Source organism: Paraburkholderia sp. BCC1886 (assembly GCF_900996245.1).
In the GTDB taxonomy this organism is placed as follows: Bacteria; Pseudomonadota; Gammaproteobacteria; order Burkholderiales; family Burkholderiaceae; genus Paraburkholderia.
Genome location: NZ_CAAJGK010000034.1, coordinates 110,564 through 135,615, shown reverse-complemented (window position 1 = coordinate 135,615; position 25,052 = coordinate 110,564). Strand labels below are relative to the sequence as shown.

Here is a 25,052-nt window from a genome sequence, read left to right as displayed (position 1 = left end):
CCCCCCGGAATTTTGTTATCGAACGTGCTATGAATGTGCAGTCTTCAGGCTGCTTGACAAACTTCCTCGACGACATGCCAGTGTTTCCCGGCTGACTCGTCCCAGTTGAACAGTGCGGCGCGCTCCGTACCTGCTTCGATCAGTTCCTGTCTGAATGCGCTGGACTCGGCAAGGCGGTCTAGTCCTTTGCGAATCTCACTCGTGTCGGTTGGATCGACCAGAAGCGCCGCACGGCCCGCGACTTCCGGCATGGCCGAGACGTTGGAGGTCAACACCGGAACTCGAGAGGCCATTGCTTCGACAATGGGTAGGCCAAAGCCTTCATAAAGCGATACGAAAGCCACATGAAACGCACCACGATAGAGCCGTGGCATATCTTCATCAGCGACATATCCAGAAAAGCGCAGATTCTGACCCACGCCTAGTTTCTCGGCTAAGGCCGTCAGATTTGCATCAGCGGTTCCTGTGAAGAGAAGCTGTATGCCCTTCGCAGGCAGATTGGATTGAGCGTAGGCCGCGATCAGGCGATCGAGATTCTTATAACCACGCCGGTTCCCCGGATACAGGACGTACGGATAGTCGATGTCGAGCGTTTTCTTGTTGAGCGCATAGGCTGTGTCGACGCCGTTCATCACGACATGGACGCGATTTGGCTCGATGCCGGACCACTCCATGAACTCCCGGCGCGTGTACTCGGAAACACAGACGATTGCCGCGCAGCGGCGGTACATGCTCCGGAACAGAAGATCGTAGTAAGCCCGATGAAGCTTCGAATAGTAATGAAGGTGAGTCAGATCGTGCACGGTCACGACGGACGGTAAGCCACTCCACGCCGGCGGCACAAAACCCGCACTCCAGAACACGCCCGTCTGATTCTTGTGCGCGAGCGCTGCGGAAATTGCCATCGGCGAAAAGGGACTACCGATTCTTCCTGTCAGACTTAATGGTTCTATGCGCGCGTTGCGAGGAGCACGCTGCAGACAGGCCGTCATCATGTTCCCAATGCCAGTTTGCATCGGCCATCGTGAGTCCGAATACACCGTGTATTGCCCGGCAGAGGCAGCATCATTCATGGAAGTGGACATGGTCATCCCCTATCCGACCAGCCAAGCATTCGCTGACTCGTGGCGATCCAGTAATACCGGGACCGGGCAATGTCGCCTTTGAGAAGGGACAGCAAGCAACCGACCATGGGGCGTGAGAGCGAGTAAAGGACGAAATGCCACGGGTATCGATTGATTCCCAGGACGCGCCCGAACCCGCGGTTGTAGAGTCGGCCGCGGGCAAACGCCTTATCGTCGAACTTTTGTAAAGGCTCGGGATGAGAGACACGAAGCGCCGGGTCGTAACGGACCGTCGCACCTGCGCGCATCGCAGAAAGCAGAAAATTGACTTCTTCGCCTGCGCCCCACCGGGACCCCGATCCGACTCCCAGTTTCTCGTCGAACTCGCCAACGGTTCGTACCGCGGCGCTTCTCAGGAAGATCGTATAAGACGTCGCGCTCGTCCAGATGTTGTAGCGGTTCACCAGATGGGTATCAGCCGACCATCGTCCTTGAGATAAGCGACCGTCTCCGTCGACACTACAGCCAGTTAGTCCGTCGAGCGACGAATCGGACTTCAAACGGCCGGCTACGAATGAAAGGACATCCGGCGCGTACCAGCAATCGTCATCGGGAAAGGCGACGATATCGCCCTGTACATCTCGCAGCCCTACGTTCCTCGCCCGCGATAAACCTTTAGGGGACCGGCGATAAAGTATCGTCATCTGCTCGCTGAAACGATCGACTATGCGTCGGACGCGATCGTCTTCGTTCTGATCGACAACGATAACCTCGAAATCTCTATATGACTGCGATGCCAGCGAAGCGAACAAACGGTCGAGTTCGATGCTTCGTCCGAAGGTGGCCACGATCAACGAGAACTTCATGACATCCTCCGGTTAAAGCGATGCGACCGAAAGGTATGGCGCATAGTTTGCACACCGCGTACGGAATTTCTGGTTGCAGCCAGGGGCACCGACCCGCGTCCCCAGGACACGAGGTAGCCGCAAATGAAGTAAGCGAGTTCGCTCTGGTGAATGGGATTGGTGAGCGACCATGCGGCGAGAGGGGAAAGACAGAGCATGGTCCGCCAGCCGGATCCGACACCGCCAAAGAATACGAGCCAGGCAATTACACCGGGAACACCAGCAATCAGCATTAAATCTAATGGCGAGCAGAATATGGAGTTTGTACCTTCTCCGAGTCCGATAACACTAATCGGCGACGTAGCGAAATAACTCTCGACAAAACCAAATCCGTGTCCGATCCAGTCTTTGGCAACGAGACCGAGGCTAATGATGAATGCCAGGCCTCGCTCCTGCTCGAGTTTGACGCTCAGTGCATCGCCCGACAATTGCTTACTGAAGGTGAAGTAGTAGACAATCACCCCCGCCACGACGGCAATAATTTTCAGAAAGATGCGATTTCTGATCTGGGTGATCAACACGATTCCGCAAGGGACCAGAACTGTTTTCGATCCGCTCAGCAGAGCAACCGACACGCCGAGTGCCAGGAACCATGCGACGTCGGAAACCCGCTTTTGCGACTGAAGAAACAGCAGGAACGCTATGCAGAAAAAAAAGATCGCCAGTTGATTACGCTCGTGGAATGTTCCATGCAACGAGTCCTCCATGAAATCTACCGTGTGATAAAGAACCGGTAGGTTCAGCTTCTGGACCACAAACTGGATGAGTAAGAACGCAAACAGCATGACATACCCAATCGGCAAACCCCGGCCGAGGTATTGCCGACCAAACGATCTGCCGACCAGATAAAACGCCGGGTACACCACCACAAACTTGACGATCTGTTCTGCAGCCTTGATACGGTCATAACCGCTCAATCCCGTCAATAGAAGAGCCACCGCAATGAACTGGCCGAAAGCAAGCGCTTCGCGTCCCTGCACCCGTACCGACTTCTTCACCAGGAATAGAGCGAGCATGGCGATGGCCCAAAGCTGACTTAGTCTGGCGTTTCCAATCTGCACGAACTCGAAAGACAGCAGCAACAAACCGATCACGAAATAGAGGTCGACCGACCGTGGCGATGTCAGGATCGCCCCGGTACGGCTCCGGCCCTGGGGACCGCTAATTCGATTAGCGGCTTTCATAAGCGTAGTATCCCGCGTTGTAGCTGCCGTAGCCCAAACGGCTCTGAGGAACGTCTGTCAGCACGACGCCCCGCACCACTACATCCGCATTGCGCATCCGGCGCGCTGTCTCCGCTATTTCATTCGAAGTCTGTTGTCCGTGCCGGACTGCCAGTAGAGTCGTTGCCGCGTGACGCGCTATCACGGTCGCATCCGTCACGGCGAGCACCGGCGGGGTATCGATAATCACCGCGTCGTACTTTGAAGAGAACTCGTCGAGCAGCAGTTTGAGTCGACCATTCATTAGCAGTTCGGCCGGATTCGGCATGATCGATCCACGAGACAGGAAGTCGAGTCCGGGCAGGACATCCCGATGGATCAAAGCCTCAGCACCTTCCTTCGAAAGCGATTCCGACAGCCCCGGCACTACCCCGATACCGAAATAAGTGTGCGTATTTCCGCGCCGCATATCTGCGTCGATCAGGAGAATCCGCTTCCCACCCGCAGCGAGGACGGCCGCCAGATTGGCTGCCAGAAAAGATTTCCCGACGTCGGGGCGTGAGCCCGTAATCAGAATGATGTTATTGACGGCATCGAACGCGCCGAAGTACAGCGCCGTCTGCAAGCTACGGATCGCTTCGATCGCGATGTCATCTTGCGCAGTCCCCGCTAGTAATAGCTGACCCGTACGGCCCTTGCGAAGTTGACGTTCAATGATTCCCTGGCGACTGCTATGCGGAATTACCGAATAGACAGGTGCTCCCAGAATCTGCTCGATCTGATCCGAGTGTTCGATACGCACTTGCAGAGAGCGACGGACAAACGGAATCGCAACGCCCAAAACAATCCCGATAATCAGCGATAGCCCAGCGACGATCATCTTCTTTGGCTTCACTGGCCGGTCAGGATGCATAGCCCAGTCGACAACCCGAACATTTCCGACCTGTCCGGCCTCGACCACGCTGAGCTGCTGGGAGCTGTCGAGCAGGTTCGTGTAGAGCGCGGTATTTACGCGTACGTCGCGCAGCAATCTGAGCGCCTCCTGCTCTGTGTTTGGCAGGTTTTCCACCCGACCGGCGAGACTCTTCTGCTCAGCGGCAATTGACGCAATGTTGCTGGTCAACGCGACAACGGCAGGGTGATCATCCGAGAAGCGCTGCTGCAGTTCGTTGCGCTTCTGCTCCAGATCCATCTGCTTCGACTTGAGATCGACGAGCTGACCGAGTAAAAGCTTGCTTTCCTCACTCAGATCAACCGTTCCCTTGCGATTGCGAAACGCGTTGTAGGCGCTTTCTGATGACTCGAGTTTCGATTTCAGAGCAGGAAGTTGCTTCGCCAGAAAATTCAAAGTGGCCTGCGCTTCGTCTCTCTTGCGCATGACGTTCTGTTCGACGTAATTCGCACCGATACCGTTGACGATCCGCGTCACTTTATCGCTATCGTCGCCGTCGAGAGTCACGCCTATCACGCCCGATTGTTTTGTCTTCTCCTCGACGACGATCGCATCCTGAAGCGACGATATCGTATCGAGAAGCCTCGAGCGCTTGACAGTGAATTGAGTTCCGGCGTTGGCAACCAGTCGGTCTACGAGAATGGTCGCCTGAGCGCCGTCTATAACCGCAATGCACGGCTGACCCACGACACCATGCGCAACCACATCGTCGTCTTTGTTCCGTAATTCGAAGGAGTGGGCACGGCCAGCAATCAACGTGTAAGACGTATCGTACGGAAGATCGAAGCGGCTCAGGTCGATATGCTCGCCGCCCCACGCGAACCGGTTGAGTCCGAACAATGGTGCAGCGAGCGTCCCGGATTTCGCATACCGCGAGATAACTTTACCGACCACCGGAAAATAGGCCGGTGCCGCGGAGATGTCGAGATGCTGCTGCTCGACCGTCTTCTGAATGACAAGCCGAGATTTGACGAGCTCTATTTCGGCAGCAGCGGTTGCGGTCGTGTTGAACAAAGATGCGAGTTCCCCCAACGGATCCTTGCTGCTCGATGCGGAGTCTTCAACCTGGATCATCGCGTCCGCGCGATAAACCGGCGTCGCTACAAATGCATAGGTCAGCCCCAGCGCAAAAATGGCCGCTGCTACAACGAAGATCGACCTCCAGTTTTGCACGACAACCGAGATATATTCCGAGAGCGTAGGCTCAGGGCGCGCTGAACCCTCGTCGTAGGAGTGCCGTCCGGGATAACCGAGAACGTTGCCCCGGTGTTGATCGGGATTAAATAGATTATTCATTTTGCGACCACCACGCCGGTCATACCTGCATTGATAGCGGGCAACAGCAGGCTAAGCACGCGACTGAGTCGCACAAGACCGTTACCGTCGATATAAACGACATCCTTGGGCTGCAACTGGAACTGGTTAGCCAGTACCATGGCAATGGGTGACTCCGCATCCAGGTGATAGATCTCAGGCGTCTCAGGTGTCCTGGCTCGAATCACGAAGACCTGATGCGCATCCGCACTGGCGTTGTTCAGACTACCCGCTTGCGACAGTGCGTCGCTCAACGTCAACGTTCCATCTCGCAACGGCGTTGCAAAGGTCGGCTTGATCACTTCGCCCATCACATACACGCCGTTCTGGTCACGAGACGTCACTCGCAGAACATCGCCGTTCTTCAGCACGATTTGCGACCCACTGATCTTTTGATCGAGCATTGCGGTCATATCGATGGGATAGGATTTCCCGTCCCGAATCAACACCAACCGACTCTGGTCGGCCGTCGGTTGAAGACCGCCTGCGCGATCGATTGCTTCATACAGCGTCATCGGCACGTCGTTGATCGCCTGTACGCCCGGAATACGGACTTCACCTTCCACATAAACCTGTTTGCTGCGGAACGAGGCTAGCCGCACCGTGATCTGTGGGTTTTTGAAGAAAGTCAGCGATGTACCCAATTCCTTCTGCACCTGGTCGGCGGTTTTGCCTGCGACCTTCAGCTGCCCCACGTAGGGAAACTGCACATCGCCAGAGCTGTTGACAATGAAGCCGGCCGCCGGATCTGCCGGGCGTTGGGTCGTGCCACCTTGCGACGATCCCGATTCGGCGGATGCAAGTTCGGGGTGATCCCACACGGTAATTTGAAGGACGTCACCCGGCCCGATCAGATACGGCTCCGACCTGCTGCCGAGCAGTGGCGCAATGTCCTGAGCCGGCAGTAGTGCAGGATCGTCGCGCCGCTGCTGGAGCATCGACAGATTGATCTCCTGAATCGGGACGTTCAACTGCAAAGGCACGTTGCCTTTGCCTGAATCCGTAATCGGCAGCGTCGTATTACTGGACATACGCATCCCGGGAGCCACCACGCACCCTGACAGGCCGGTCAGTAAAAGTGCGGTGCAAATTATCCGTTTCATACCTGAACCCCTCGATGTTTTCGCTTTTGTGTTTTTAGTCCGCTTTCCTGCAACTCATCTTCAACAACGACCGCACTACCGTCTGCTCACCACGGCGTCCTATAGACCGTTGCATTACCCGACGGCGACCGGTAAGGATTGGCTAATACGCCAAGCAAGGCGGTGTCTCCGCTCAGCAACCCGGATCCGGCTGCGGATCGCGCCATTCGCGCCGTCGGCGCATCACTGGAGACGCTGGATGCGCCGGTTCTTGACAGAAGCAGTTCGGTCGGCGTCGCAGGCATTTCAGTCAACGCCTTAGGCGTACTAGCGGACTCGTCGAGAGGTCCACCGTATCCGCTGGAATAGCGGCTATCCAGATCCGAAGGGCCACCCAGCAAATTCATTTCGGCAGTCGGAACCTGTAATTTCGATCCCATCGCGCCGCCGCCACTGCTTGAAGACTTCTGGCTTGCTCTCCCGAAGTTAGAGGACTGCGCATTTGCCAGCGCCACCGTCAGCGCACAAAAAACGAATACCGCGATTCGTGTGTTAGCTCTGACTGATCCACACCAGCGCCCTGTTTCGCCTAGCCGCATTTGCGTATCCCCGGAATCCAGTTATCGATGCCGATTTCAATCTGCTCGAGCGATGCCTGATATACCTCTCGAGGGCGACGATACGGGTCCGTCACATCGAAGGCATCGTGCTCGCCGAGTCTGTACACCTTGCCTCGCGCGAACGGATATGCGCGCTCTATTCTGCTGCGTTGATCCAACGTCATCGTCAGGATCAGATTTGCCATTCGTGCATGACGTAGCGTGAGCAAAGTCGCTACATGGCCGGCTAATTCGTAACCTTTCTCGCGCATCAGCTTCTCGGTTACCGGATCAACCGGTCGTCCGGGCAGTGCCGACAATCCCGCAGAAATGATGCTTTTTCCTGGCAGGCAATTTTCGAAAATCACCTTTGCCATCGGGCTGCGGCACATGTTCGCTTCGCAGACCACCAGTATTGTTTCCATCATTTCGCACTTATCCAGTCAATCGATCGTGATGCCGTCAATACGCGTTACTGTGGACGAGACCTTTCTTTATCGTTGCCATGACAATGCGCATGTCGAGTCCGAACGACCAGTTCCTCAGGTAGTACAGATCGTGCTCGACGCGTCCCTGCATCTTCTCGATCTGATCGGTCTCTCCTCTAAACCCGTTGATCTGCGCCCACCCCGTGATGCCGGGTTTGATCCGGTAACGATGGATATACCCGTTCACTACTTTCTGATAAAGCTCGTCGTGTTCGATTGCATGGGGCCGTGGTCCAACAACCGACATGTCGCCGCGCAGTACATTGATGAACTGGGGCAACTCATCCAGACTTGTGCGCCTTAGAAAAGCGCCGACTCGGGTAATGCGGGGATCGCCGCGAGTCGCTTGCCTGATCACGCCTCGCTCCACCGCGTGAGGGCGCATCGAGCGAAACTTGTAGATTCTGAAGATCCGACCGTCCGCACCCTTGCGTTTCTGCGTAAAGAAAACCGGACCGCGCGAAGAGAGCTTGACGGCAATCGCAATTCCAATGAACACCGGGGCGAGCGCCAACAGCGCGCAGGCAGCAAATACCCGGTCGAAGATTTCTTTTTTTATCAATGCCCGCGCCGATACCGGCGACGCAACCAGATTGATGGCCGGCATACCGATCAGGTCGATCATGCCGCTATCGAACAACGCGACGCTCCGCATGTCGGGTACGAAGCGGACATTGACCAGATCGTCGCGGAACTCGCTGACGAAGCGCGAAATAATGGGCTCTTCGGAAAGTGGCAATGCGAGCCAGACTTCCTGTACGTCATGCGTCCTGACGTAGGCCGAGAACTTGTCGAAGTCGTCGTACACCGGCACACCCGAGCCAACTGTACCCATCACGGGGCGCACATCGAAAGCGACTGCGGCACGGAAGCCGCTGGCCGCCGAGCCTTCGATATTGCGCACGACGTTGTGACAGTGCGACCCGCAGCCCACGACGGCCACGCGGCGCAGATTGAGACCGGCGTGCCGCAGTTGCGACAACACCGTATGCACGACGAGCCGCGATGCAATCAGCCCGCCTCCCGTCACCGCGGTCCAATAAGCTAGCCAGAGACGCGAGACGAAGTCCGATCGATGCAGCGAGAACATCAGCACGAGACCGCAACCCTGCACGACGAGCCAGGCCAACGACACCTGTCCTGTCAATCGCAGCATGGCTCGCCCGCGCCACGAGTCGTACACGCCGAATAGCGGGAAGAGAACGACGGTGAATGCGGCGGCGAATGCCACGAACGCCGTATTCACACGCATCTGCTCGATATCCTGGAAGCGCACGTGCGAAGCCAGCAACGCCCCGAGGACGATTAGCATCACATCGAGTACTCGCGCGATCAGGCTTTGCCACCCCGGCACTACCCTTCTTTGCTGCGCAAAATTAGCCGTTTCCATTTTTATCCCCGCGCTGGTCTCTCGCGCCAAACATTCTTATTGAGTTGCTCGCTGTACCTCTGGTACGGGCGACTCTGATCTCTAATTTTTCTGCAGCCGCGCCTTTCGCGATTTAATTCCCCGGGTCACGAAGAGACGCGCAATACAAATTCAACCGGACTACGCATGGGCAGTCCTCATTCATACGGCCGAGCGAATTCAGAAGAACAAACAGAGATTGAAATGAAGCCGTCAGCGCGTTTATGCCCGAGCACACCGACTTCGGCAGCCATGACGCAGTTCTGGAACGAACCACGTCGTCGCTGCATGGAAGGGACCAGCCTGACAATCCCCGATCAGGCTGGTCGGTGACGCAACTCACACTGCTCAATGTCTTTGTGTCTTCTTTTGGTCTGCGCAACTACTAAAGCAGCAAGTGTGCCAACTCGCCGGGAGTGAGATATTGGAATGGTAGACCTCGGGACACCCTTGTCAGACGGGACTTCCAGTCCTCCCGCCAGAATCGGAACGCTGCCAATGAGCCATTAGATGGCCCGGAGTAACGATCTCGTAACGTTACGTGCCGCCGTAACGAACCTTGTTTCGATCCGGGACAAGCAGAAGCCAGAAGATGGAGAAATTCGCCTGATGGTAGAGGCAAGACGATCTGTCCTGGCGGGACTGCGCTCAACGACCAAGACAGTAAAGGCGTGGCGAGCGCTGGTCACGGATAGGCGAGACACAATCCGAACTCGTCACACAGAGGCTAAAAACGCCCCTTGCGTTCCCGCGCCGGTGGCTCGACTTTTGCATGTTTCCGGGGCAAAAGTGAGCAGCTCGATTTTATAAATACGGGGGAAATATGAAAATAAACTATTTAATTAGCGCTTTCGCAAACGCGCAGCATCTCGATCGCCTTATTCAAGCGTTGCGAACTACCGAAGCAGAAATCAGCTTCATTATTCATTACGATAAAAAATCGGCTTCGCCGGCGCGGGATTTTGGCCGCGACGTATCTTTTATAGATTCCATTCCAGTTTGGTGGGGCGGATGGAGCCACCAACAGGCGATCATTAATCTCGCGGAGCGATCAATCGCACTCGGCGCAGACCGACACGTCCTGCTGAGTGGGTCCGACTATCCGATAAAGTCAAATGCCAGAATTATCTCGGAACTCGAAGGTGGGCGAGAAATAATAACGTTGCGAAAAGGTTTCTTCAAAGACAAACCCGCCAACCGGCTCACCCGCCTGCACTTCGACGGGTTCGACCGAAGAAATAAAAGTATCAAATCCAGGATCATGATCATGACGGAATTGATGATCGGCCTGGCGTATCGAAGAAAACTCCCCATCTCTGACGTATTCCATGGAACCACTTGGTGGGCGCTAACCGACGAGTGCTTGAGACATGTCATCGACGAAATCCGTATCAATCGGAAATTGATCGATTTCTACAAGGGGGGATGGTGCGTCGAAGAGTCCTTGTTCCACACGATCATTGGACACTCGAAATTTGCAAAGCATGTGAGAAATTCCTGGCTCTTCCAGGACTGGACGACCGACCCGGCACCTGGACCATTCTCGAACCGGCATATCCAAACTCTTCTCGACGACGACAACCAGGAACTTTTTTTCGCCCGAAAATTCAGCGATGGTTCACGGGAAATCGTCGACAGAATCGAGGTCTCCTTGAGAGGAAATCTTGCCGAAGGTTGATTCACTTACCGCTGCCGCCGGCTCATCTGCGACTGAGTCGGCCCGGTCGCCGGAGCGCTGCTCGTTACAGGAGGCAGGAGGCCTGTAGTACCACCGTCGTTTCAAACATACTCCCCAGGCACACCGCTTGCTGACCCTCAATCATCGATAAAGCTGCCGCAGCTCCCGCAAAAGGAATTGCAAGCCAGTCGTAAATGCAGGTCCAATCAACCAAGCGGAGGTATCTATATGTTGGGAACTATTCTTCTGGTTGTGCTGATTCTTCTTCTTATCGGCGCACTTCCTTCGTGGCCGCACAGCCGTTCGTGGGGCTATGCACCGACTGGCGGTATCGGCATCGTGGTGATCGTCGTTATCGTGTTGCTGGTCATGGGTGTGATATAGCCACTCGGCAATACCCGGTTCCGTGAAACGAACCGAAAAAGCCGCCGGATAGTGATGTAGAGCTTGATGCAAGGCCTACTCATTATCCGGCGGCTTTGTTATGTGCTCGCTCACATCCGCACTCCACTTCAAGCAAAGCGCCGGAGAGAGAATGGAAAAGTTACTCGATAACCAGGTCGCGTTGATCACCGGCGCCAGTTCCGGCATTGGCTACGGCGTCGCGCAAGCGCTCGCCCAAGCAGGCGCGGCGGTCGTGTTGAATTACCACTCCAACGCCGAAGCGGCGGAAAAACTCGCTGAAGAAATTGAACGCGCAGGCGGCTTTGCACTAGCCGTCAAAGCCGACGTATCCGATCCCGCGCAAGTCGACAGCATGTTCGACGCATGCCGCAAACGTTTCGACACAGTGGATATCGTGGTTGCCAATTCGGGCCTGCAGAAAGACAGCGCATTCGCCGAAATGACATTGGAAGACTGGCAAAAGGTACTGTCCACCAATCTCACTGGTCAATTCCTCACCACGCAAGCCGCCGTGAAAGAGTTTCGTCGTCGCGGGCCACGCGCGGTGTCGAAGGCATTGGGCAAGATTATCTGCATGAGCTCGGTTCACGAGGTCATTCCATGGGCCGGGCACGTCAATTACGCGGCATCCAAAGGCGGTATTCAGATGTTCATGAAATCGCTCGCACAGGAAGTCGCGCCTGAGCGCATTCGTGTCAACTCGATTGCGCCCGGCGCGATACGCACGCCCATCAACAAGGATGCATGGGGAACGCAAGAAGCACTGGACAAGCTATTGAAGCTGATCCCCTACGGACGCGTGGGCGAAGCGGAAGACATCGGCCAGGCCGCCGTATGGCTCGCGTCGGACCAGAGCGACTATGTCGTCGGCACGACGCTGTTCGTGGATGGCGGCATGACCCTGTACCCGGGCTTCGCAGACAACGGCTAGGCCTTAACGATCTCGTTACGGGCCTCGGCACCATAGCCGGCGATCAACTGCTCGAACAGATCGGCATCGCCCATCTGGCCGCCTTTGAGCATGATCTCCATGCCGTCGAGTGCGGGCCGGTCGGCGTGCAGGCGGCACACGGTCACGCCTGCCGACAACGGCGCGAGGTAAGACAGTCCCCACGCGCCGAGCGCGCGCACGGCAATGCTCGACGTGTCGCCGCCCGCAATGCCGACGCGATGCAGCTTCACTGCACTCACCACCTGTCGCAACAACGCCGCGCAGGCATGCGCGAGTTGCGGCAGCGCGCCGCCCGCGCCGGCTTCATGCGCGCCGCGCCGCGTCGTAAATGCGAGCACGTTGCGCCCGTCACGCAACGGTCCCACGATCGCGGCGACACGTGCGGCAAGATAATTGGCCGCGTCTTCGCCGGTCATTTGCAATGGGTCCAACTCGACGCGCAAATAGGAATGCGCAGCCGCAATCTGCACTTCGGTTAAAGGCGAGAGACTGCCTGCCATCAAAAGCACCGGTCCTCGGGCGCGCGAAAGCCGTGGAGCGTCGACCAACGAAGCAAAGGCCGAGGCCGAAGCCGATGCATAAGCCTGCGCCACACTGCTCGCACCGACCGCCAGAAGCGGCGCATCGTAAGTCGCATGACGCGAGATCACATTTCCAATCGCTTGCAAATGGGAATCGTCGAGTACATCGAATAGCAATGCATCGGGCTTCGACTCGAGCCGACGATCTACCTCCGCCAGCAATGCGGTATCGCCCGCTGCATAGCTACGCCAGTCAACCGACTGTATGTTCTCCACGCCCTGATGCCGCAAATGCACGCGCAAGTCCGCCTCGTTCATCGGCGTGACGGGGTGACGGCTCATCGTCGGATGACGATCGATCCGGTAGATCGAGTTCGCGTGATCGTCCGCTCCAGCAGCGGCGTACAACTCACCGAACACGCAATAGCGCCGCAGATTCGGTTGACCGCCCACGATCGCGACCAGCGGATTCGCGCAGTACTTTCGCAAGCTACGAATCGCCACGCCGATGCTGCCGGTCTGCGGCGCGCTATCGAACGTCGAACACACCTTGTAGTGCATCACGCGCACACCGAGTGCTGCGAAGGCCGCGCCTGCCTGATCGAGTTCCTGTTGCTGCTCGGCCGGCGCCATCGTGCGCGCGGCGCCGGCAATCCCGATAGCGTCGAAGCGACCCAGCGCATCAAGACGCGCAGCGTCCGGCGGCCCGAAGAACAACATCGTCCGCAGACCGGCGCGGGCGAGATGAGCGAGCGTGTCGGTGGCGCCGGTGAAGTCGTCGCCGTAAAAGGCATAGTCCGGCGTGCTCGCATCGCTCATCGGTTGACTCTCCTCTCTACCCAGTGTCACGCGCGACCACCGAAGAACGCCAGCGCACGCCGCAATTCCGGCATACGCTCGGCGTAGACCGGCAACGGCGTGCCTTCCTGCACCGCGGCCCAAGCCTGGCGAACACTGGTCACGCCCGCTGCGGGACCATCCGGATGCGCGAGAATTCCGCCGCCAGACATGAACAGCAAATCAGTAGACCGCACCGCATCGAACGTGGCGGGCACCGTGCCCGCCCACTGTCCCGACGAAAACGCTGGCATCACCACATCATCGCAACCGGCTGCGAGCGGCGTCGCACAATCGCGCGCGGACTCGATCACCTCGGCGTCGCTCTGTGCGAATTTGCCGGCGAGGCCGTGCACATGCATATGATCGACACCGGCAAGACGCCACAAAGTTTGATACGCCTGGAACGACATGCCGAGCGCAGGATCGCGCGACATCATGCCGTAGCCGTTTCGATGCGCATGCAACACGAGCGGCGTGGCGCGCCGCAGAGTCTGCATCGCGGAGAAGCCGCACCAGTTGATGCTCGCCATCACACAGTTGCCGCCTTCGCGCTCCACCAGTTCCGCGTGACGACGCATGGCGTCGAGGTCGTCGGTGATGTTGAAAGCGACCATCACCGAGCGTCCGCTGCGTTCCCGGTAGGCGCGCACCTGTGCCATCACCGCGCGCACGCGTTCGGCCAGCGGCGCGTGTTGCGGATTCGCGCAGACCTCGTCGTCCTTGATGAAATCGACGCCCGCTTCGCACAGATCGCGCACCAGCGCCGCCGTTTCATCGGCACTCAGGCCGACGTTCGGTTTGATGATCGTGCCGATCAACGGACGATCGGCCACGCCCGTCAGCTTGCGTGTGCCGGCTACGCCATGACGAGGCAGTTCGAACCGGTTGCGATAGACAGCAGGCACGCGCATCGACAGCAAGCGCATGCCGGTCACTTCGCCAAGGTCGTACAGATTGCCGGCCACGGTCGCCGCCAGCGTCGGCAGATTCGCATCGATATTGGCGAGCGGAAACGACAGCGTGATGCGCGCGCGGCGCCACGGTCCCGGCGTGCCCTGACGCGCGAGCCACGCATTCGGCAAGCTCGGTTGCGATGCGGCTTCGAGTTCTTCGACGCGCAGCACGGTCGCGCGACTGCGCGCACGCAGCGCATCGGATTCGTTCGCGACACGCACGAAGGTCCCGCTCGACTGCTCGCCCGCCATCACCTCGGCCACGCGCGCCGGATCGAGTGGTGTCTCGATCAGATAGTCGGCTTCGAGCGTATCGTCGCCGGGGTTGCCGAGGTTGCCTGGAGTATTCATAGCGTGCTCAGATCCGGAAACGGACGCACGGGATCGCTGCCGTCCCAATCGCGCGAGGCCGCGTAGATCATGTCGAACAGTTTGCCTTTCGGTCCCGCCACTTCCGACAGTTCGATCACGGTACCGGGATGGTTCTCGGTGTCGAAATAAACAAAGCGCCCGTTGCGGCCCACTTCGCCACTCATCGCCACCTTGAAGCCCTGCTCCTGCAAACGCGCGAGATCTTCGTCGAACGACGTGGTCCAGTACGCGTTGTGTTGCAAGCCGGTGTTGCCTGCCACGAGAAAGTCACGGTACATAGACGGTGCGTCGTTGCGCGTCTGGATGAGTTCGACCTGCAACGGGCCCGAATTGGCCAGCGCCACCGAGTTATGCACCTCGTACGACTGGCCGCGATACGTGTAGTTTTCAATCGGCACGTGCTCGTTGTAGAACCAAGGACCGACGCCGAGCACGCGGCTCCAGTAGTCCATCGCGGCTTCGATATCGCGCACCACGTAACCTGCCTGGCGGATCTCGCCAAAGAAACGACTCATGAAACTCTCCCGATGCTGCCAGTTGTGAAGAACGAACGACGCCCCGGCGCGGCGGCAAGGCCGCACCCGAATGTCGATCTATCAAGAAGTTCTAGAAAACCTTAGAGAAACCCGGTCGAAATCCACGGGATGGCCGCCACCACGATCAGCCCGAAAATCAGCGCGCTCATATACCCGATAATCGGCCGGATGCCGGCATCCGGATTGACCTTGCTGATCGCGCACGCCGAGTAGTAACCCACGCCGAACGGCGGCGAAAAGAGTCCCACGCCCATCGAAAGAATCACGACGATGGCATAGTGCACTTCGTTCACGCCGGCCATACGCGCAATCGGAAACAGCAGCGGCCCGAACAGCACGATGGCCGGAATGCCTTCCAGCACGCTGCCCAGCATCACGAACACGACGATCGACACCGCGAGAAAGCCGTACGACCCGCCAGGCATCCTGCTCATCAGATCCGCGAGATCCTGCGAGAAGCCGGACTGCGTGAGCGCCCAGGCCATCGCCGTCGCACAGCCGATGATGAACAGAATCGCGCCCGACAACGTCGCCGCATCCACCAGCATGCGACCAAGACGCCGCCATTCGAACCGCCGATAAACCAGAAGACCGATCACGATCGAATACGCAATGCCGATGGTCGAGACCTCGGTTGCAGTCGCGACGCCTTCGACCACGGCCATGCGAATCACGAAGGGCAACGCGAGCGCCGGCACCGACACGACGAACAGTCGGCCGATCTGCTTGCGCGTAAAACGTTGGGCGCCGCTCAGGTCTTCCTTGCGGTAACGCCACCACACCACCACGCACAGAATCAGCGCGAGCACCGCACCCGGCAGCATGCCCGCGGTGAACAGCGCGGAGATCGACAGCCCGGTGACCGAACCGATCGTAATCAGCACGATGCTCGGTGGGATAGTTTCGCTTTGCGCGCCGGTTGTCGCGAGCAGCGCGACCAGGTCGCCTTCCGACGCGCCGCGCTTTTTCATCTCGGGGAACAGCACCGGCGCGATCGCCGCCATGTCCGCCACTTTCGAACCGGAGATGCCCGACACCAGATACATTGCGCCGATCAGCACGAACGACAGGCCGCCATGCAGGTGGCCGACCAGACTCGCAAGAAACTCGATCATCGCGCGCGCCATGCCGGTCATTTCGATCAGCAAGCCGAGGAACACGAACAGGGGCACGGCGAGCAGCACCAGATGCGACATGCCCTCGTCCATGCGGCCGACCATCACTTCGAGCGGCGTGAAAGTGGAGAGGCCGAGATAGCCGAAGGTCGCCAGCGCAAACGAGAAACCGATCGGCACGCCCGAGAAAATACCGATCGCCACGACGCCGACGAAGAAGATCACGAGGTTCATCTTGCCGAGCGTCTGAAACCACGGACCCGCGAACATCGCGACCGCGCCGAGCACGGCTGCGATCACCAGCACGATCAGCACATCGCGCACGCGGCTGATCTGCGCGAGACGGATTACGCCGACCAGCAACATGAGCGCCGCGCCGATCGGCAACGCGAGGGCTCGCCATGCATTGCTGATTTCCAGCGCCGGCGTCGAGATAGCCGCTTCGCCCGATGCATAGTCGTAAGCGGGCGAGATCAGCAACGCGAGGAATGCGACCGATGCCGCGATCGCCACCGTGTCGATAAACGCGCGACGTTGCGGTGAGAGACGGCTCACCAGTGCGGTCATCCGCATGTGTTCGCCGCGGCGCAAGGCGAGCACGGCGCCGAGCATCGCGAGCCACAGGAACAGAATGCCCGCGAGTTCATCGGACCACACCAGCGGTTGATGCAGCACGTAGCGCGAAATCACGCCCGCCAGCATGATGACCATCTCGACCGCGAGGAGCGTTGCCGCGCAGAATTCCACCAGCGCAATGAGCCCGCGGTCGAAGCTTCTCAGCCAACGACGCGGCAAGCTGCTCGCGTGCAGATTTACCGCGGCTTCTGCCGGATGCAATGCGTGATTCGACATTCCGATCCCTCCTCGCGACAGCTCGTCGCGCTTTGCCTCTTGCTCACTGCTTGTCTTCACGACAGTCTCTTATGCTCGACGCTCAGGCCAGTTTGCCGACCGACTGCTCGAGCAGGTCCCACGCCTGATTGCCGAACTTGCCTTTCCAGGCCGCGTAGAAGCCCGCTTGACGCAGCGCCGCGCGGAACGTGTCCGGCGCCGGACGGTTCACGGCGAGACCCTTGCTCTGCAGATCCGCTACCGCGGCTTCGTTCAGCTTGCGCACGTCTTCGCGCTGTTTCAACGCGCCCTGGTTGAACGCATCGCTGGCAATGGCCTGCAGATCTTTCGGCAGACGCTGCCAGGCACGCGGATTCAGCACGAACCAGTAACCGTCCCACATGTGATTGGTCAGCGAACAGAACTTCTGCACTTCGTAGAGCTTCGCCACCTGCACGATAGGCAGCGGGTTTTCCTGCGCATCGACGATATGCGTTTGCAGCGACGAATACACTTCGCTGAATTGCAGGCTGGTCGGTGCTGCGCCGAGGCCCTTGAACATGTCGATGCTCAACGGGCTCACCGGCACGCGAATCTTCAGACCGCGCATGTTTTGCGCCGTCGTGATAGGTCCGTTGCTGGTGGTGGTTTGACGGAAGCCGTTGTCCCACATCTTTTCGAACGATTCCAATCCGGCTTTCTGCATGGCCGCACGCACATACGCGCCGAGCTTGCCGTCCATTGCGCTCCACACCTGGTTGTAGTCGCTGAACGCGAAACCCACCGCATTGATCGCCACCGACGGCGCCAGCGTCGACACGACGAGTGCCGACGGCGTGAACATTTCGATGCCGCCGCTGCGCACCTGCGCGAGCATGTCGGTATCGCCGCCGAGCTGGTTGTTAGGGAATATCCGGATCTCCATGCGCCCTTTCGACGCCTCTTTGATCTGGTTGGCCGCCTCTTGCGAGCGCACGTTCAACGGATGCGTGAGCGGCAGATTATTGCCGTACTTCCACACGAACTCCGGGCCCGAAGCCGCACGCACAATAGCTGGAAAGCCCAGCGTGCTTGCCACCGGTACAGCGGCTGCGGCTCGCAGCAGGGTGCGTCTCGCGAGATTGGTCATGTTGAATGTCTCCTTGCTTATAATTGATGTGACTGTCGGTTCCATCAAATTCCATCATCGCTGACTGCTCTACCTTGATTTCGAGTCGTGGGTTGAGTCGCCGTGCGATTGCTGCAAGACTAGGCGCGTGCGGCGATTGCGTCAAACCGCCAGCGTGATGTTTTTTGATGGAATTTCATTCGTGAAGGACGGCCATGTCCGAACTGCTTCACCTCAACACCGCTGCTGCGCGCGCTCGCATTCCCGACATCGCGCGCGCCGCCGGTGTGTCGACCGCCACGGTGGATCGCGTGTTGAACGGCCGCGACGGCGTGCGAGCGGTCACGGCGCAACGCGTGTTGCAAGCTGCCGCGCAACTCGGCTATCTGCTGAATTCGAGCACGCCCGCCGCGCCGCCGGCGAAGTCCATGCGCATCGCTTTTCTGCTGCCGGCCGGGACGAATCGTTATCTGCACATGCTCGGCGACTACATCGACTTCGCACACGATCAGTGGACTGCGCTGGAGATGAAGTGCCGCGTGCACTATGTCGAGAGTTTCAATCCGAACGAACTCGCCGACCGTTTGCTGCATTACGGACAGCGCGCCGACGGTGTCGTGTTCATGGCGCTCGAGCATCCCATCGTGCGCGATGCAGTGAATACACTCGCCGATCGGGGCGTGCCCGCCATCACGTTGATCTCGGATTTATCGAATGCGAAGCGACTGGCGTATGTGGGCATCGACAATCGTTCGGCGGGGCGCACGGCGGCTTTGCTGCTAGGCCGCTTCATGGGTCCGAGACCGAGCGGCAAGATTGCGATGCTCGCGGGCAGCCTGAACTATCGCGGTCACGAAGAACGCGAGATCGGCTTTCTGCATCTGATCGAGTCGACCTTTCCGCAAGTTCGCGTGATCGGCCTGCGCGAAGGACACGACGACAGCGAGCGCAACTATCGGCAGACCAGAAAGTTGCTGGAACAACATCCGGATCTCGCGGGCATTTACAACAGCGGCGGTGGTTCGGACGGCGTAGCACGCGCGATAGTCGAAGCGCGTGCAGAACAGAAGATTCTGTTCGTCGGACATGGCTTGACGCCGGATACGCGTGCTTTGCTGATCGACGGAACGATGGACGCGCTGATTACCCAGACTCCCCAGGCGATGGTAGGAAATTGCCTGCGAATCTTTCGCAATGTACGCGAAGGACGCGACGCGATGAACGATGTGAAGCCGGTGCAGTTCACTATCGTTCTGCGGGAGAACCTGCCGTAAAGCCCAGTTGGGCGCGGCTGCAGAACTTTTATCCGGCGCTTTCCGATGGCTCAGGCACGCCGGATGCTCAATCACTTTCGTTACTTAAACTTCAAGACGAAAGGAGATAACACCATGCCTTACCTTCTCGGCTGGCTTCTGGGCGTTCCGGTGATCGTGCTGGTTATTCTGTATCTGATCTTCCATTAAGTCGCTTCGGCAACCTAAGCAGCAACCCACGCGCAAATCCGCCGCGCCCGGTTTTTCACCGGTCGCGGCGGACGCATTTCTGGGCTGGGAATCATCGAATCTGGTGACAAAAACAGAACATGCTTCCATGTCCGGCGAGCGCGTCTTCCGGTGGGGGTAACCCCGGAATTCGCCCGCGTGCCGCCTTCCGGTTGAAGCGGCAAGACGTCCGTGGCGGCTTATGGCCGCGTTCACCGCAGGCTCGGAGCCTGCAGCCCGGACAGTTGTCCCGGACATGAATGCACCCTGAAAATATACCGAAACCCATGCTGGATAGGCTTCCGAAAGCCGACCAGACTGACCCGCTTATCGGGACGTTATTCCGTTAATATACAAACTCGCTGAATAACCTTCCGAATGACGCCATGACCACCCGAAATCGTTCGCTGGACACCCAGGACCGCAAGATCCTGCGCGAATTGCAGAAGAACGCGCGCCTGAGCAATGCCGAACTCGCCGAACTGGTCGGCATGTCCACCACCGCCTGCTGGAACCGCACTCGACAGCTGGAAACCGAAGGCTACATTCGCGGCTACGTCGCGTTGCTAGACCAGCAAAAGCTCGGTTTCGCAGATGTCGTCCTACTCGAAGTCACATTGGATCGACACGACGACGACGCGCTGGCGCGTTTCGGTGCCGAGCTGGCAACGCTTACCGAGGTGCTCGAGGCCTATCTGGTGTCCGGCGATTACGACTATCTGGTGAAGGTTGCGGTAGACGGCACGGCCGGCTATGAGCGCTTCTTACGGGAGAAGCTGTACAAGATCAACGGCATCCGCCACAGCCGGTCGATGTTTGCGCTGCGGTGCATGAAGAGCATCCCGTCGGTGCAGGTTTAACGGCGGCTCGATCACCAGCAACCGAAAGTCAGCCCTCCCGGCAATCCACCATCAAACCGCCGCGCGCAACGCCTTCTGGCAGGCCGCCAGCACGGCGCCCGCTGCCAGCAGCGCCGCGGAATAAACGAGCCCGCGTGCGAGCCCCGCGCCGTCCGATACCCAGCCGATCACCATTGGCCCGACGATCTGTCCGAACGCGAACACGATGGTGAACGCGCTGATGCCCTTTGCCCAATGACTCGCTGGCAGGTTGTGGCGCACGAAGGCGGTGGTCGACGCCACCGCCGAGAGGAAGGTCGCGCCAAACAGCACGCCGGACACGAAGGCGACCCATGGCTGGGCAAACACCGCGGGCAGCAGCGTCGCGATGGCCAGCAAGGTGTTGAGCACCGCCAGCGCCTGGCCGCCGCGCATCCGGTCGAGCAGCGTCGACCAGACTCGTGCCGACACGACCGTCGCCACGCCGAGCAGCAGGTAGAAGCCGGTCACGACCGCCGCGCTCATCCCCGCATTGCGGAGCAACGCCACGATGAACGTCATGTAGCCGATATAGCCGACACCGAACAACCCGTAACCGGCCAGCGCCAGGCTGAAACGCGGCCAACGGGGCACGTCGTCGGCCTTCGCGGCCGATGCTGTTGCCGACACGCCCGGGTAAACCTGTTCGATTCTTCTCGCCGCGCCGATGGCAATAGCGGCGAACACCGCGCAGGCCGCCGCCAGCGCGAACCAGGCGACCTGCCAGCCATGCAGGCGATTGACGATAGTCAGCGGCACCAGCACCGACGACGCCACGATGCCCCACCCCGTGCCGCCGTAATACAGGCCGAGCACGAGCCCCGCGTCATGTGGTCGCGCGGAAGCGAGGCGCGCCGCCAGCACGCCGCCGCTAATGAAGATGAGCGAACTGGTCGCCCCCGTGACGACGCGCACCACCAGTAGCGCATGGGTATCGGCGAGCAGTCCGCTGCCGGCCATCAGCAGCGCCGTCGCCGCGCAGCCCGCGCCGAACAGCGCCCCCGCGGACCAGCGCCGCGCGAGACGGGGAAACGCCAGCGCGCCGAGCAGATAGCCGAGCGCATTGGCCGTATTCATCGCGCCGGCCTGGGCGAAACTCCAGCCGAGGTCGAGTTTCATCGACGGCAGGAGCAATGCGTAGGCAAACCGCGCGAGGCCCAACGCGATTGCGCTGCCGAGCGATAGCGACATCGCCAGCAGCAGGATGGGGAAGCGCTGCATGGTATCGGTCGCGGAAGGGGGCAGGACGGCGTCGAGCGATCTTGTCGGCATGGGCGGTCGAAAGTGGATGAAAATGCGGCCGGTCGGGCTGCCAGCCGGTCGGGGCGGTGAGCCGGGTCGCGCCGCCTCGCCATCATATCGGGGCGAGGTCGGTCGGCATCGACCGTTAGTTGCGAATTAGGGTTGATCCGGTGGTTCGCTTTTCAATAAACCGTAACGATCCATCCAGCATTTGCAAATGCGAATGATTTGCATTTACGTGAGAATTGGCTCATCATGCAACGCATGCACTTAGCCCGAAGCCAAACATGACCACGTTAGAACTGTCCCAAGCCGAACCCTCGACGCGCTCCCCTGCTGCTTCCGCTGCACTCGACATGCTGCTATCGCGCCAATCCGAATGGCCGTTGAGCGAACCCGGTCCGGCGGATGCCGAACTCGACCTGATCGTCGACGCCGCGCTGCGCGCGCCCGATCACGGCAATCTGCGGCCGTGGCGCTTCGTCGCAATTCGCGGCGAAGCGCGCGGCGCGCTCGGCGACGTGCTGGTGGATGCCGCCCATGCCCGCAATCCCGAGGAACCGCGTTCCGCGCACGCGCACCGGCGGCAGAAAGCCTTTGCCGCGCCGCTCGTCATCGCGCTCGGCGCGGCCGTGACGCCGCATAAGAAGGTGCCGGAACTGGAGCAGTTGCTGGCCGTCGGCGCCGCCACGATGAACATGCTTAACGCCATCCACGCGCTCGGCTACGGCGGCTTCTGGGCCACCGGGCCGGACAGCTACGAGCCCGGTCTGCACGACGCGCTAGGTTTCGCGGACAACGAACGGCTGCTCGGCTTCCTGTTCATCGGTACCGCGACGACGCGCACAGCGGCGCCGGTCCGTCCGCCGCGCAGCGAGCATCTGCGCGAATGGCACGCACCGACGCGCGCCTGATTACACAGCCGACCCACCCGGACACCCGGCGCACCCGACACACCCGGCGCACCCGTTGCGCCAACGCCTATCCGTCGCACGCGACAAGCGCTGGCCTGCGACGCGGCAACCGTTCAACCGGCCGGCGCGCTCATTGGACCGTGTCCATTCAGGAGCCTCGATGAACTTCCGCTCTCAATACAGCAGCCGTCCCGAACTGATCGACGACCACACTGCCGAGTCCGCCGATGCGCCCGCGCGCACGGTCCTGAGCGCCGTGCGCACCTGGCTGCGGCCGGCCTGCGAAACCGCACGCGGCGGCGTGAACTGGCGCGACATTCTGAGCGGCGTGGGTTTGCGCCAGGACGGTATCGAGCATTTCGATCTGCTGATGCGTTCGCTGATGCGCGTGTCGTATCGCCCGCTCGACATGCGTTGCCGTTGCGCGAGCGAGCTCGGCAAGGACGAAGCGGTAATTCTGCAAACCATCGCGCTGTTGCAGCGAACCCATAGCGGCGCCGCGTTGCGCATGCTGAGCGAGTGGCTGCCCGGGCCCGCAGTGAGCGGCGTATTGAAGCTGATCCGCTGGTTCGCCATCGATCTGCTGGATGCCGGTGTCGAGCTCGACATGCAGGCGCGCCGCGTCAGTTATATGCATTGAGGACGCAACGCATGGGATCGCAGTCGGCACAAAAACAAACACCATCGGAATGGCTATCGGAGCGAGACATCCGGCAGGAGACATCCGAACCTGCGCCAGCAAACCGGGACGAGCTCAGCCGCTCTTCTACGCTCCGGCACGTGAGCGCCGGGCATCCGGCACGCCTCACACCGGCGGCGCTCACCACCCCGGAATGCTTCTCCTATCCGTTGACGCGCGCTTATCCGCGCGCCATCACGACGCCACGCACCGGCGAGCTACAGGTATGGCGTTTCCGTTGCGAATGGCTGCCGGTGCCGGTACAGGAAGGCGATACGTGGCTATCCCGCAGCGAACGCGAGCGCGCGCGGATGCACCCGAATGCCGCCTTGCGCAAGCGCTTCATCAGCGCGCGCGTGGTGGCGCGCTGGATCGTCGCACATCTGTTCCACTGCGCGCCCGATGAAGTCGATCTGCAGGACGACGGTCAGGAGAAACTGCGCGCGCAGCATCCCGCGGATGGACCCGCAATCGTCATCGACATCGCTTACGGCGGTATCTGGATCGTGATCGGCATTGCGACCGCCGCGCTCGGCGTCAGTGTGGCGGTGCCGTCGCCGACACCGTCGCCCGAAGCCACGCCACACATCGCCCGACGCCGCGCGCGCTATGACAGCCTGTGCAGTGCGTTGCGCCAGCCGCCGGCGGACGTGGATAGCGGCGTGCATGCGCAGGCACTCGCAACCGACGCCCACGCCTGCACACTGGACCTCGCCGGACAGGGCGCATGGAAAGTGCTCGATCTGCCGATGGCCGGCAAGATACGCGCAGCGGTCACGATGGCGCTACCGCTCACCCGCGTGCACATGATCGGCTGGCCGAAGGTGCTCGTGTTCGACAAGCCGGACGCCTAGCGCGACCAGGCGAGACACGCGGCATAACCCGCCGGCGCCGTGATCCAATGCGCGGCGACAGTCTGCATGTCGGCGGGAATCTGTTTGCGCAGTGTCACTTCGCGACCCTCGCGCGGCAACACCGTGAGATGCTGCAAGCCGTGCGCGATACCGGCGCCGGTGGTCTTCACGAGCGCTTCCTTCGCTACCCATGCATCGTAAAACGCGGCATCGCGCGCGCTTTTGTCGAGGCGTTCGATCCACGCGATCTCCTCGGCGTCGAGCGTCAGGCGCGAAATGGACCGCCAGTCGAACCCGGGTTTGAGGCGCTCGATATCCACGCCGACCCGTCGCGTGCGCGACAGCGCAATCAGCCCATAGCCCCCCGCATGCGATACGTTGAAGTCACACGCGGGCGTATCGACGAGATACGGGCGGCCGTTCGTATCGACAGAGAAACTTATGTCGCGAGCCGCCATCCGCAGATGCGCCGCGAGTTGCTCGCGCAATGCGGCGCGTACCGACGCGAAGCGGATCGTATCTTCATGGCGGAGAAAGCGTCGTGCGCGGGCGAGTTCGTCGTCGCTGAGCGCGGCGAAGGCCGCGTCGTCGAGCGACCGGTCGAACGCGCAATCGACACGCGACAGCGCGATATCGGCAGGGCCTTCATGCTGCAGCGGAATGGATTGAATCGAAGGCATCGGATAACGGGAGTGCGCACTATGCGCGACTGTACCCG

The 25,052-nt window shown here is 59.8% G+C and carries 23 protein-coding genes; 9 read left to right on the top strand and 14 right to left on the bottom strand.

Going from position 1 to position 25,052, the window contains the following annotated elements:
• Positions 1-44 precede the first annotated feature (44 nt).
• The 7 genes from FQ746_RS04450 to FQ746_RS04420 all read right to left on the bottom strand — a co-directional run bounded on the left by FQ746_RS04450 (position 45) and on the right by FQ746_RS04420 (position 8,957).
• Positions 45-1,085, bottom strand: coding sequence for a glycosyltransferase family 4 protein (locus tag FQ746_RS04450; protein WP_144107711.1), 1,041 nt, complete (start codon positions 1,083-1,085; stop codon positions 45-47).
• Positions 1,086-1,087: 2 nt separating this feature from the next.
• Positions 1,088-1,930 (bottom strand): glycosyltransferase family 2 protein, encoded by an 843-nt coding sequence (locus FQ746_RS04445; RefSeq protein WP_144107710.1) that lies wholly within the window; start codon positions 1,928-1,930, stop codon positions 1,088-1,090.
• On the bottom strand, positions 1,927-3,153 hold the full coding sequence (locus FQ746_RS04440; RefSeq protein WP_144107709.1) for a hypothetical protein: 1,227 nt from the start codon (positions 3,151-3,153) through the stop codon (positions 1,927-1,929). Before FQ746_RS04440 ends, FQ746_RS04445 begins: the two co-directional genes overlap by 4 nt.
• Positions 3,140-5,380 (bottom strand): polysaccharide biosynthesis tyrosine autokinase, encoded by a 2,241-nt coding sequence (locus FQ746_RS04435; RefSeq protein WP_144107708.1) that lies wholly within the window; start codon positions 5,378-5,380, stop codon positions 3,140-3,142. Before FQ746_RS04435 ends, FQ746_RS04440 begins: the two co-directional genes overlap by 14 nt.
• Positions 5,377-6,429 (bottom strand): polysaccharide biosynthesis/export family protein, encoded by a 1,053-nt coding sequence (locus FQ746_RS04430; protein ID WP_144107707.1) that lies wholly within the window; start codon positions 6,427-6,429, stop codon positions 5,377-5,379. Before FQ746_RS04430 ends, FQ746_RS04435 begins: the two co-directional genes overlap by 4 nt.
• 640 nt (positions 6,430-7,069) lie before the next feature.
• Positions 7,070-7,507 (bottom strand): low molecular weight phosphotyrosine protein phosphatase, encoded by a 438-nt coding sequence (locus FQ746_RS04425; protein ID WP_144107706.1) that lies wholly within the window; start codon positions 7,505-7,507, stop codon positions 7,070-7,072.
• A gap of 34 nt (positions 7,508-7,541) precedes the next feature.
• Positions 7,542-8,957, bottom strand: coding sequence for an undecaprenyl-phosphate glucose phosphotransferase (locus FQ746_RS04420; RefSeq protein ID WP_186310636.1), 1,416 nt, complete (start codon positions 8,955-8,957; stop codon positions 7,542-7,544).
• An 841-nt stretch (positions 8,958-9,798) separates the two neighbouring features.
• On the opposite strand from FQ746_RS04420, the gene FQ746_RS04415 reads away from it, so the two are divergent.
• The 3 genes from FQ746_RS04415 (at position 9,799) to FQ746_RS04405 (ending at position 11,989) form a co-directional block, all read left to right on the top strand.
• The gene (locus tag FQ746_RS04415; protein WP_144107704.1) at positions 9,799-10,653 is read left to right on the top strand and encodes a beta-1,6-N-acetylglucosaminyltransferase; all 855 of its coding nucleotides are present in this window, start codon (positions 9,799-9,801) and stop codon (positions 10,651-10,653) included.
• A 228-nt stretch (positions 10,654-10,881) separates the two neighbouring features.
• Positions 10,882-11,037: a DUF3309 family protein gene (locus FQ746_RS04410; protein ID WP_144107703.1), complete on the top strand. Its 156-nt coding sequence runs from the start codon at positions 10,882-10,884 to the stop codon at positions 11,035-11,037.
• Positions 11,038-11,188: 151 nt separating this feature from the next.
• Positions 11,189-11,989 carry an SDR family oxidoreductase gene (locus FQ746_RS04405; RefSeq protein ID WP_144107702.1) on the top strand — a complete coding sequence of 267 codons (801 nt, stop codon included), beginning with the start codon at positions 11,189-11,191 and terminating at the stop codon, positions 11,987-11,989.
• Here the strand turns inward: FQ746_RS04405 and FQ746_RS04400 are convergent.
• The 5 genes from FQ746_RS04400 to FQ746_RS04380 form a co-directional block, all read right to left on the bottom strand.
• Entirely contained in the window at positions 11,986-13,350 is a 1,365-nt protein-coding gene (locus tag FQ746_RS04400) for a four-carbon acid sugar kinase family protein (RefSeq protein ID WP_144107701.1), read from the bottom strand. The two genes, FQ746_RS04405 and FQ746_RS04400, sit on opposite strands and share 4 nt — an antisense overlap.
• Before the next feature lie 26 nt (positions 13,351-13,376).
• Positions 13,377-14,675 (bottom strand): ribulose-bisphosphate carboxylase large subunit family protein, encoded by a 1,299-nt coding sequence (locus FQ746_RS04395; RefSeq protein ID WP_144107700.1) that lies wholly within the window; start codon positions 14,673-14,675, stop codon positions 13,377-13,379.
• The gene (locus FQ746_RS04390) at positions 14,672-15,211 is read right to left on the bottom strand and encodes a VOC family protein (RefSeq protein ID WP_144107699.1); all 540 of its coding nucleotides are present in this window, start codon (positions 15,209-15,211) and stop codon (positions 14,672-14,674) included. Before FQ746_RS04390 ends, FQ746_RS04395 begins: the two co-directional genes overlap by 4 nt.
• 101 nt (positions 15,212-15,312) lie before the next feature.
• Positions 15,313-17,199 (bottom strand): TRAP transporter large permease subunit, encoded by a 1,887-nt coding sequence (locus tag FQ746_RS04385; RefSeq protein WP_144107698.1) that lies wholly within the window; start codon positions 17,197-17,199, stop codon positions 15,313-15,315.
• Between the two features lie 82 nt (positions 17,200-17,281).
• The gene (locus tag FQ746_RS04380) at positions 17,282-18,307 is read right to left on the bottom strand and encodes a TRAP transporter substrate-binding protein (protein ID WP_144107697.1); all 1,026 of its coding nucleotides are present in this window, start codon (positions 18,305-18,307) and stop codon (positions 17,282-17,284) included.
• 194 nt (positions 18,308-18,501) lie between these two features.
• Between FQ746_RS04380 and FQ746_RS04375 the strand changes: the two genes are divergently transcribed.
• From FQ746_RS04375 to FQ746_RS04370, 3 genes are all read left to right on the top strand, one after another.
• Positions 18,502-19,560, top strand: coding sequence for a LacI family DNA-binding transcriptional regulator (locus FQ746_RS04375; protein ID WP_144107696.1), 1,059 nt, complete (start codon positions 18,502-18,504; stop codon positions 19,558-19,560).
• 45 nt (positions 19,561-19,605) lie between these two features.
• Positions 19,606-19,749, top strand: coding sequence for a hypothetical protein (locus FQ746_RS34690; RefSeq protein ID WP_186310643.1), 144 nt, complete (start codon positions 19,606-19,608; stop codon positions 19,747-19,749).
• Between the two features lie 404 nt (positions 19,750-20,153).
• Complete coding sequence (locus FQ746_RS04370) at positions 20,154-20,627, top strand: Lrp/AsnC family transcriptional regulator (RefSeq protein ID WP_144107695.1); 474 nt, start codon at positions 20,154-20,156, stop codon at positions 20,625-20,627.
• Between the two features lie 51 nt (positions 20,628-20,678).
• Here the strand turns inward: FQ746_RS04370 and FQ746_RS04365 are convergent, their stop codons facing one another.
• Complete coding sequence (locus tag FQ746_RS04365; protein WP_144107694.1) at positions 20,679-21,917, bottom strand: YbfB/YjiJ family MFS transporter; 1,239 nt, start codon at positions 21,915-21,917, stop codon at positions 20,679-20,681.
• A gap of 257 nt (positions 21,918-22,174) precedes the next feature.
• On the opposite strand from FQ746_RS04365, the gene FQ746_RS04360 reads away from it, so the two are divergent.
• The 3 genes from FQ746_RS04360 (at position 22,175) to FQ746_RS04350 (ending at position 24,334) form a co-directional block, all read left to right on the top strand.
• A complete protein-coding gene (locus tag FQ746_RS04360; RefSeq protein ID WP_144107693.1) occupies positions 22,175-22,801 on the top strand; it encodes a nitroreductase in 627 nt (208 codons plus the stop codon).
• A 160-nt stretch (positions 22,802-22,961) separates the two neighbouring features.
• A complete protein-coding gene (locus tag FQ746_RS04355) occupies positions 22,962-23,441 on the top strand; it encodes a hypothetical protein (protein WP_144107692.1) in 480 nt (159 codons plus the stop codon).
• Between the two features lie 140 nt (positions 23,442-23,581).
• Complete coding sequence (locus FQ746_RS04350) at positions 23,582-24,334, top strand: hypothetical protein (protein ID WP_260853889.1); 753 nt, start codon at positions 23,582-23,584, stop codon at positions 24,332-24,334.
• On the opposite strand, the gene FQ746_RS04345 is transcribed toward FQ746_RS04350, so the two are convergent.
• Positions 24,331-25,014, bottom strand: a complete 684-nt coding sequence (locus tag FQ746_RS04345; RefSeq protein ID WP_144107691.1) for a 4'-phosphopantetheinyl transferase family protein — start codon at positions 25,012-25,014, stop codon at positions 24,331-24,333. The two genes, FQ746_RS04350 and FQ746_RS04345, sit on opposite strands and share 4 nt — an antisense overlap.
• Between the last annotated feature and the right edge of the window lie 38 nt (positions 25,015-25,052).